This is a genomic window from Flavobacterium flabelliforme (assembly GCF_017948675.1).
Classification (GTDB): Bacteria; Bacteroidota; Bacteroidia; order Flavobacteriales; family Flavobacteriaceae; genus Flavobacterium; species Flavobacterium pygoscelis.
This window is the reverse complement of the sequence record NZ_JAGFBU010000011.1, coordinates 1-10,014: the sequence shown is the minus strand read 5'-3', so window position 1 is coordinate 10,014 and position 10,014 is coordinate 1. Positions and strand designations below refer to the sequence as shown.

Annotated in this window: 8 protein-coding genes; all 8 read left to right on the top strand. The window is 27.9% G+C overall.

Translation table 11 applies throughout. From position 1 onward, the window contains the following. Window positions 1–171: 171 nt before the first annotated feature. Window positions 172–978 carry a hypothetical protein gene (locus tag J3S90_RS15515; protein ID WP_210646943.1) on the top strand — a complete coding sequence of 269 codons (807 nt, stop codon included), beginning with the start codon at window positions 172–174 and terminating at the stop codon, window positions 976–978. A gap of 180 nt (window positions 979–1,158) precedes the next feature. Beyond that, window positions 1,159–1,953, top strand: a complete 795-nt coding sequence (locus tag J3S90_RS15510) for a hypothetical protein (RefSeq protein ID WP_210646942.1) — start codon at window positions 1,159–1,161, stop codon at window positions 1,951–1,953. 2 nt (window positions 1,954–1,955) lie between these two features. Beyond that, a complete protein-coding gene (locus J3S90_RS15505; RefSeq protein WP_210646941.1) occupies window positions 1,956–4,433 on the top strand; it encodes a DEAD/DEAH box helicase in 2,478 nt (825 codons plus the stop codon). 209 nt (window positions 4,434–4,642) lie between these two features. Then, the gene (locus J3S90_RS15500; protein WP_210646940.1) at window positions 4,643–5,143 is read left to right on the top strand and encodes a hypothetical protein; all 501 of its coding nucleotides are present in this window, start codon (window positions 4,643–4,645) and stop codon (window positions 5,141–5,143) included. Between the two features lie 161 nt (window positions 5,144–5,304). After that, window positions 5,305–6,132, top strand: a complete 828-nt coding sequence (locus tag J3S90_RS15495) for a hypothetical protein (protein ID WP_210646939.1) — start codon at window positions 5,305–5,307, stop codon at window positions 6,130–6,132. Between the two features lie 1,616 nt (window positions 6,133–7,748). Continuing rightward, a complete protein-coding gene (locus tag J3S90_RS15490) occupies window positions 7,749–8,768 on the top strand; it encodes a hypothetical protein (RefSeq protein ID WP_210646938.1) in 1,020 nt (339 codons plus the stop codon). 217 nt (window positions 8,769–8,985) lie between these two features. Then, window positions 8,986–9,324, top strand: a complete 339-nt coding sequence (locus tag J3S90_RS15485; RefSeq protein WP_210646937.1) for a type II toxin-antitoxin system RelE/ParE family toxin — start codon at window positions 8,986–8,988, stop codon at window positions 9,322–9,324. Window positions 9,325–9,328: 4 nt separating this feature from the next. Beyond that, a complete protein-coding gene (locus J3S90_RS15480) occupies window positions 9,329–9,640 on the top strand; it encodes a helix-turn-helix domain-containing protein (RefSeq protein WP_210646936.1) in 312 nt (103 codons plus the stop codon). The last annotated feature ends 374 nt before the right edge of the window (window positions 9,641–10,014 follow it).

Below are 10,014 nucleotides of genomic sequence, written 5' to 3'. Positions count from 1 at the left end.
AACCGTCGTTTGGCAATATGGCGGGATTTGGCTTAATTTGAAGATGGTTTTGTACTTGGAAAATTAGTCATTAACCGAAAGATTAGGCTTCCTTAATCCGCCACATCGCCAAGCGACCAAACGTTATAGGCCATATTACCGCAGCAGAAAATACACTAAACATATTGAAAAATGAGCTTTAACAAACCGTTTCATAGAAATTATCGACCTGTAAAAGAAAATGGACCACAAGCAGGTTATAGTGATTGGGCTTATATTATTGAAAAAGATTATTCAAAGAGTCCTGAACATTATACAAGAGCGTTTTTGATAATTCAAGAAGATATTTTAAAGTTATTTCAGTTTGTTGAACCATCAGACGTGAATAGCAAAACATACTCATTTAGAATTCATGAACTTTTGATGCGAACTTGCATAGAAATTGAAGCTAATTTCAAAGCCATATTAAATGAGAACATTTATACTCCTAAATATAAAAATGGAAAAAGAGCTGGCGATTTAAAAACTGAAAAAGATTGGAATATAAACGATTTTAAAATCATTAATAAAACTCATCATCTTGACGATTATTCAATTGAATTGCCTTTTTGGAAAGGAATAGAAAATGTTAGAAAACCATTTTTATCATGGAAAAAAAATGGAGATTTAATTTGGTATCAAGCTTATAATAAATCTAAACATGATAGACATAATAGTTTTGAAGTAGCTAACTTCACAAATCTAATAGATGCTTTTTCGGGACTTTGTGTATTACTTACTTCACAATTCAGACACGTAGATTTTCAACCTGGACCAGATAATTTACAAGCTAATGGTTATTCATATTTTGGTGACGGTTTTGGTGGTTTCGGAATTGGAGATTATCTTATGGTTGATTATCCTGAAAATTGGAAAGAAGAAGAGAAATACGATTTCGATTGGACAAAACTAAAAGGTGAAACTGAAAGATTTGGAAAAATAAATTACAATGATATATAAAAATACGGCCTATAACAGCGGTTTCAAGAAATGGCGAGAAATGTGCTAAATTGATGTATTTCTTTCGCAAGAAATACTATCTCAGTGGAAAATATGCGATTACGAAGTTCGCCACTTCTTGAAGCCGCGAAACGTTGGCAGAAATGATGCGCGAAATTGCAAAAATGAACCTTTTTTTAAATGGCAATAAACGGAATAAAAATTATAGAAAAACCAAAGTATTCAATTTTTTATATTGAACACCTTTCTGATGAATTTAAAGAAATTATAAGAATACAATTAAAAGGAATTTGGAATGGTTTTGCAGAAGCTGACAGCCTACCTAGATTTTATTCATACAAAAACACACTTACAGAATTTATTGATAGATATAATTCAAAATCATCAAATATTAAAAAAGGAATGATTGGGGAATTAATTGCACATCTCATTTTGAATAATCAAGATAACGGGTTATCATCATTATCCATTTTAAAAAATAAAGAAGAAAAGAGTATTAAAAAAGGATTTGACATCATTTATTGTGATATTGCAAACAATAAGATTTGGTATTCGGAAGTAAAGTCTGGTAATAATGGCGCTGGAAGTCATAATTCAACATCTTACAATAATATTCTACTTAACAGAGCTAAAGCAGGTATTTCCACAATGATTACAGAAAAGAGAAACTCATTATGGGAAAGTGCTTTAATCGACGTTTCACTTGTAATTAATGAAAATGATGGAAGATTAAATTTAAAACAATTACTTTCAGACGACTCTCCAAACTTAAATACTAATCAGAAAAAAAACGTAATATTGATTTCATCTTTATATCATAATTTATCAGATGAAATTGAGGAAATTAGTGTTTCTGATTTTTTAGACAATACTGTTATAGAGGATATTTTTGAAGAAGTTATTATAATATCAATTCAAAAAGAAACTTATAAAGCTGTAGCAGATTTTTTAAGTGATGAAATATTAACTTGTTAATTATGGAAATCAATGAAATTACACTCAAACAATATAGAAAAGATTTTGCACAAACATATTTTGCAAATTCATATAAAAAGCTTCAACTTAATATAGAGCTTGATGAAACTGAAATTCATCATTTATTAAAAAATGCAATTCTATTTACAAATTTTGGCGATATTAATATTCAAAAACTAGGATATAAAATCATTGTAACATATTCAAACAAATATAATGATTATAAGCCTTTATACGATTTTGCTATTAATAAAGGTTACATTCCTATTTCAAAATTAGTTGAACTAAAATATTCTGAAAACAATTTAAACGACCATTTTTTTAATCTATTTTTTTCAGTTTTTCAAGAAAATTTTAGAGAGAAAAATTATTATATTTCTAATGGACAAAAAAAACTAATTGAGTTTTCAACTCAAAATAATTCTAATTTTGTTTTAGTTGCCCCTACTTCATATGGTAAATCTGAAATTATAGTAAACAAAGTGTTCTCAAACTTGGATAAAAAAGTATGTGTAATTGTTCCAAGTAAAGCTTTATTAGCACAGACAAAAAAAAGATTATTAGAAAATTCAATTAATAATGAACTTCAAAGAATAATTACACATCCAGAAATGTATAAAGGAACGGAAACAAATTTTGTTGCTGTACTTACACAAGAAAGACTTTTAAGACTTCTTCAACAAAACATAAATTTAAAATTTGATTTAGCTTTAATAGATGAGGCTCATAATTTATTTGGAGATAAAGAAACCGATGGAAGGTCAATTTTATTAGCGCAAACAATTATTATATTAAAAAAAAGAAATAGAAATACAATTCTAAATTTCTTCTCTCCCTTTATTTCAAATCCAGAAAACCTTAAAGTAAAACAATCAAATTATGAAATAACATCACAAAACACAGATGAATTTATTAAAACAGAAAAGTATTTTGTTTGTAACTTAATTGATGACAATCGCATTTTAAAAATTTATGAACAATTCACTGACAAATTTATTAATACTGGAATTTCATATAACAACATTATTCAACTTCTAAACTCTGAAAAATCAAGAAAGAATATTGTTTACTTAAATAGACCAAAACATATTGAAGAATTTGCAATCGAATTTGCAAATAGTAATGTAATTAATTCTATTGAAATAGGAGAAATCACAACTACTATATCAGATTTTATTCACCCTTCATATAATTTAATAGAATGTATTAAAAAAGGGATTGTTTATCATCACGGAGGAATGCCTGAAATAATTAGATTATATGTAGAAAATATTTTTTCAAAAAGAGATGATTTGTCATTTGTAATAACTAGTTCAACACTTTTAGAAGGCGTAAATATTCCAGCAGAGAAAATATTTCTATTATCCACAAAAAAAGGTATAAAAAACTTATCTGTATCGCAATTTAAAAATCTAATTGGTAGAGTAAATAGGTTTAGTGAAATCTTCAATTCCGAAAATGGTAACCTAAAATTATTGGAACCAAATATTTACATTGTAAAAAGTAAATATGAAAATAAAAAAGCAAACATTGAAAAATTTATTAGTACAAGAGCAAAAACAGAAATTCAAATAAACGATGAAGTAAATAATTTATTCTTAAAGGAAGAGAGTTCTTTAAATGACAATCAAAAAAATGAATTAAAAAAATCGCTTGAATATTTAGAAAATATAGAACCTAATTCAACAAATTTAGAAAATGTTGATTATGTACAATCTTTAATTGCAAAACTTTGCTATAAAAACAATATATCTGACTTTAATATTAAAACATTTGAACAAGTTTTAATTAGAAATTTAGAAAACTATCTTGCAAATCAAAACCCAATTATTACTACAACAGATGAACTATTAGAAGCAATATTCTTAATCTTTTTAAATGATATAGAAATTGTTGATAGCAATTTAAAACGTTTACAAAATTTACCAGCAAGAAGGTTTTATTCAATGATTTTAGGTTGGAGAAGTTCGAGTGCTTCGTACAAGGAAATGATAGGAAGTTTTATGCGTTATTGGAGAAATCTAACTAATGATAATTTATTAATTTATATCGGCGAAAAATGGGGAGAAGTTAAAAGGAACTTTACAGATTTCAAACCTCTATACGTTGATTTAAGGGTAAAAAACAATACTCAAAGGATAAACTTAGCTATTCTAAAAATAAAAGAAGAACAAGACTTTATTGAGTTCAATCTTCTGAAATATATTGAAATACTAGCAGAATTAGAATTAATTGATTTGACTTTTTATGAGCAAATAAAATATGGTAGTTCTGATACAAAAATAATAACTTTATTGAAAAATGGTTTTTCAATAGAACTTGCAAAATGTATAACTCAAGAAAATTATAGAAGCTATATTTCAATAAAAAATCAGAGTGATGAAATAATAATAAGTGAAAACATAATCAACGAAATGGAAATAAATGGCGAAAATAAAATCTTAATATTCGAAATAAGATATCATATTAACCAACAATAATCACTTCTGCCAACAGCCGTTTAGCGAGAATGGGGTTTTAGGCTTAATTTGAAGATGGTTTTGTAATTGGAAAATTTGTGTTTAATGGAAAAATCTCGCATCTTTACTCCCCAACCTCGCCAAGCGCCAAGACGTTGTGCGTCAGTTTAGAGCTACACAAAACTGAAAAATAACCGAAATAAAAACTAAGCCAAAATGGAATTTTGAAAATGGAAAATAGAAATAAGTTAGAAAATATTAGAGATGTTTTTTCCATTTTTCATGATGGAATAATCTTAAATTGGAATGGTAATGAAGAATTACTCCAACTTATAATTGATTGTGAATATTTAGCTCAAAAAATAGATAAATCGTTTACAAGTTTTGTTATTGAACTGAAAAATATTGAGAAAATAGAATTTAATCCTTGGATGAATCCAATAAACTTACCACAAAAAACATTTATAAAAATTGAAGATATTTTTCAAACCGGTTTAGAAATATTATCAGCAGATATTGAAAATGAAATGGTTAAAATTACTTGTAATCAACATAATCTAAATTATGAGTATTGCGGTGGAACTTTACTATTAAATTGTAAAAGCCTAAAAATATTTGACGAAAATAAAAACGAACTAACTATTGATGAAATAAATAAGATTTGCGAAGAATATTGGAATGAAACTAAACTAAAAATTGAAAATAGTTTAATTGAAAAACGTACCTTATAGAAAACCGAACGCACAACAGCCGTTTGGCGAGATTGGGGTTTTAGTGGAATTAGCGTTTTTTATCATATCTTCGTTTCGGCAGAAAATACTCTGCTATAAAGTCCCCAACCTCGCCAAGCGCCAAGACGTTAGCAGATATATTCTCGCAAAAAACAGAAATAATGATTACTAAAGAACGCTTCCGAGAGATTGATACTGAAATTAAAAGTTCAATAACTAAATGCTTACATAACTTTAGGAATTCGTTTCCTGAAAGTTATATTCTTTTTTTGGCAGATGCTGAATATAAAAAAGAATACGATTATGACGGTACAAAACTGAACCCATACATAATTGATAATAGAATAGATAAATTTAAGGACGAAACAAGATTAAAATTTTTAGTCACTTTTCTTAATCAATATTATAGATTTGAAAATGGTAAAATAAACGTTGATGATAATGAAGAAAGAATTAATTTAGAATTAATGATTTATTCACATATTTGGGAATCAAAACCTTTTTTAAAAAAACTGCACAGATTAGCACACCTTTGTAATGGAGAAAATTACGATTGGAATGTTATTGTTGACGATATGGGTAAACATAACTTTATCAGAAATGATATAAGGGCAAACTTTCAAAAAAGTAATATTGAAATTGCAGAAATAATAAAAAAAGGTTTTCATACATCTTTAAGAAATGCTTTTGCACATTCTGAATATTCGTTTGACACAATGAATAATCATAATAGAATTAATCTTTATAACTACAAAAATGAAAATTGGGAATTGAAATTGATTTCCTTTAATGATTGGAGTGAAAGGTTTGCTTACAGCGCAGTATTCTCTTATCATTTTTTAGATTTAATTTATAAAGCAAGAATAGAAATTGAGAATGATTTTAAGCAAAACGTATTTACTATTAATCATCCATCAAGAAATAACGGAATTAAAAGGATGAATATAAAATATAACGCAGAAAACAATTGGTTTACGTTTCAAAAATAAATACATCTGCTAACAGCCGTTTGCCAAGATTGGGGATTTAGTGGAATTAGCGTTTTTTTACTACATTTACGTTCAGCCGAAAATTCACGGTTTCAAAAATCCCCAACCTCGGCAAGCGCCAAGACGTTAGCGGTCACCAGCGTTGGAGCAAATAAAACTGGAGTGAAATAGAAAATATTTAGAATTTAATAATATAAATTTCATCGATTTTTTTTGAGTTTTTAAGATTGATAATTGAAGTTGATTATGTTTGTAGAAAACAGAAATTTGAAAGTTGGAATCTGATTAATTTTATAGCATGTGGAAACTGGAATATTGGAATTTATCGAGATAACAAAAGAGAAAAATGAAGATATTAGCTGAACATTTAAATGATAAATAGAAGATTAAAAAGCGAAATTTTTTCGATTTTTTTTTGGATTTTAAAGTGATAGAAGATGCTTAATAAAATATTTGGCAGAAATTATAAAGACAATAATTATAATTTGGAATAGACATTTACAATAAATAGACTGCCGAACCGCTAACAGCCGTTTGCCGTGATTGCGGGTTTAGTGGAATTAACGTTTTTATTCATATCTTCGTTTCGGTAGAATATACTCTGCTAGAAAATCCGCAACCACGTCAAGCGCCAAGACGTTAGCGGTCAGCAGCGTTGGAGCAAATAAAACTGGAGTGAAATAGAAAATATTTAGAATTTAATAATATAAATTTCATCGATTTTTTTTGAGTTTTTAAGATTGATAATTGAAGTTGATTATGTTTGTAGAAAACAGAAATTTGAAAGTTGGAATCTGATTAATTTTATAGCATGTGGAAACTGGAATATTGGAATTTATCGAGATAACAAAAGAGAAAAATGAAGATATTAGCTGAATATTTAAATGATAAATAGAAGATTAAAAAGCGAAATTTTTTCGATTTTTTTTTGGATTTTAAAGTGATAGAAGATGCTTAATAAAATATTTGGCAGAAATTATAAAGGCAATAATTATAATTTGGAATAGACATTTACAATAAATAGACTGCCGAACCGCTAACAGCCGTTTGCCGTGATTGCGGGTTTAGTGGAATTAACGTTTTTATTCATATCTTCGTTTCGGTAGAATATACTCTGCTAGAAAATCCGCAACCACGTCAAGCGCCAAGACGTTATGTGCAATTGCGCAATCGAGACCTGATAAACAGCCTAAATATTTGATTTGAAAGGGAATATTAAAACAGGAAATAAAAATTTGTAATTTTCGTCAAGCCTTTCAAATGAGATTTGCTGAAAATTTATTTTCAAAGCGAAGACGCTTAAAGGCTTGGCTAAGTTATAAGAAAAAAATGATATAATCAAGTTTTTTTTATTATAACTGTTTTAATATGAGATTTTTAACTATTTAGGCTATGATTAAAAAAAACAGTACCTATCCCCCGAGTAGATAGGAACTATATTTTTTAATCGTTTATCTAGCTATCTCCTGGCACAACTGTTCCTGTTTTTATTATCTTAGCAGAGAATAAATAACAGCACATAACAACGGCTAAGCATAATGCCGGCCACAGGCCAGAACAGGCACTATGCCTAGCCGAACCGTTGTACGCAATTATAAGAAAAAAAAACACATATAATGGAAAATAGCACACCAAGTCAATCAACCAATGATGTTACTATTATTGATGAATCTCAAATTAAACAATTCCAATCTTTATACTATTTAATAAAAGGTAAGAGAGATACCGACATTAAATTATTTACTGAATTCAAACAATTTTCTTTTCAAGATGTTTTGGAATTAAATGACAAGGTTTACAAAGTTTTAGAACTTCATAAATTAGTTACAGATATTGTAAATGTAAATGTAGGTTTAGAAAATAAAGAAATTAAAACATTTGGTAGTTGGAATGAATTTAAAAATACTGATTGGAATATATCAGCAAGGACAAAATATATAACAATAGAATGGGATTTTAATTTATTATTTCAAAATCAATTTCACAATGTTCCACAAACTCACACTATGAGAGTTAGAATTGGGAATAGTTTAAAACCAAGTGAAATGATTCAAGTTGTTTTTCAAGGAGGTGATGAATATGAACTTGAAGAAGCACAAGCACAAATGTCTTGTAAAATTGACTTTATTAATGCCCAAATTTGTAATCAATTAAAAACAGTAGTTAGCGAATGGTATGAATCTTTACCAAAAAACAGTGAAGACCATAAAGTAATCAAGTTTATTTTAAAACACGAAGTTAAAATTCAGAATTTTATAGTTTTTTCATTTTTAACTTCAGCTATCATACTCCTTAATTATCTGTTTAGTATAAGTGTTAAATATGATATTGAAATATTGCCAAAAGATGTAAATCAGAAAATGTTCTTTTTCATTACGCTTTCAATTGGAATTTTTTATGTTTTTTATAAATCCGGTCAACTATTATCAAATAGAATGATGGATAAGCAAATAAACAAATTGAAAAGAAATCCAATGTTTGAATTTACAAAAGGAGATAAAAATAGATTTGCCGAAGTAAAAACAGAAAATGAAAAGCTAATAAAAGGACTATTTTTAACAATATTAATTGGGCTATCAATTAATGGTTTGAGTGCTTTAATTGGTTTAATAATCGAACTTATCGTAAAAAAATAACTGCGTACAACAGCCGTTTGCCAAGATTGGGGATTTAGTGGAATTAGCGTTTTTTTACTACTTTTACGTTCAGCCGAAAATACTCGGTTTCAAAAGTCCCCAACCACGCCAAGCGCCAAGACGTTGTACGACAGCAATGAGCGACCGGAAATCCTAACAACATTTGTTTCTTAAAAAGGAAACTTATATCTTTACTGCAAATTAAGAATAGTAGAAAATGGATTATAAATTTAAAGTTGAATTTCTTGAACCTGTTTTAGAGTTTTTGGAAAGTTTAGACCAAAAATCCAAGGAAAAAGTTCTTTACAATATTTGGAAATCGAGAAGCGTAAATGATAATGAATTGTTTAAAAAACTCGATGGAGAAATTTGGGAATTTAGAACTTTATACAACAAACAATATTTAAGATTGTTTGCTTTTTGGGATAAATCAGATAAACAAGATACGATTGTTATTTCTACTCACGGTATAATAAAGAAAACAGATAAAACGCCAAAAGTAGAAATTGAAAGAGCAGAATCATTAAGAATAAAATATTTTAACGAAAAAGAATAAGATTATGAAAACATACAGTTTAGATGAAGTAACAGATAAATTCGTTGGAGAAAAAGGAACAGCAAACAGAGACAATTTTGAAAACGAATTAAAAATCGATTTGATAGGTCAAACAATCAAACAAATTCGAAAAGAAAGAAACTTAACACAAGAACAATTAGGAAAATTAGTTGGTGTAAAAAAGGCTCAAATTTCTAAAATTGAAAATAGTTTAACTGACGCTAGATTCGATACAATTATTAAAGTGTTTCGTGCTTTAAATGCTAAGATTAACTTTAATGTAGAATTATTGAATCAGAATGTAGTAATCCACTAAAATTGCCGTCGTACAACAGCGGTTTTGCGAGATTGCGAAATATCTGGTAAATTCAAGTTTGTCTTTCGCAAGATATTCTATCTTAACCGAAAGAACTCGGTTACGAAGTTCGCAACCTCGCAAAGCCGCGAAACGTTGGGTGATATTTTGGAAAGAATAAATATAAAACATTGTAAATCAAATGAATGCGCTAATAATTGCTTTTCTTTTAATATCTGCATATGTTACGACAATTAGTAGATCAATGTGTAAAATCCTGAAATAGGTTGACAAAAAATCAACAACTATTTACAGGACAACATGAAAGAAAAGAAACCAGACTGTCAAAAAAAATCCGTTGGATTTGACTTAAAACTTAAGATCATTGATCAGGT

What these genes read in the sequence shown, in the direction of transcription:
- J3S90_RS15515 (WP_210646943.1), top strand. Translation starts at nt 172, where the DNA reads ATGAGCTTTAACAAACCGTTTCATAGAAATTATCGACCTGTAAAAGAA.
- J3S90_RS15510 (WP_210646942.1), top strand. Translation starts at nt 1,159, where the DNA reads ATGGCAATAAACGGAATAAAAATTATAGAAAAACCAAAGTATTCAATT.
- J3S90_RS15505 (WP_210646941.1), top strand. Translation starts at nt 1,956, where the DNA reads ATGGAAATCAATGAAATTACACTCAAACAATATAGAAAAGATTTTGCA.
- J3S90_RS15500 (WP_210646940.1), top strand. Translation starts at nt 4,643, where the DNA reads ATGGAAAATAGAAATAAGTTAGAAAATATTAGAGATGTTTTTTCCATT.
- J3S90_RS15495 (WP_210646939.1), top strand. Translation starts at nt 5,305, where the DNA reads ATGATTACTAAAGAACGCTTCCGAGAGATTGATACTGAAATTAAAAGT.
- J3S90_RS15490 (WP_210646938.1), top strand. Translation starts at nt 7,749, where the DNA reads ATGGAAAATAGCACACCAAGTCAATCAACCAATGATGTTACTATTATT.
- J3S90_RS15485 (WP_210646937.1), top strand. Translation starts at nt 8,986, where the DNA reads ATGGATTATAAATTTAAAGTTGAATTTCTTGAACCTGTTTTAGAGTTT.
- J3S90_RS15480 (WP_210646936.1), top strand. Translation starts at nt 9,329, where the DNA reads ATGAAAACATACAGTTTAGATGAAGTAACAGATAAATTCGTTGGAGAA.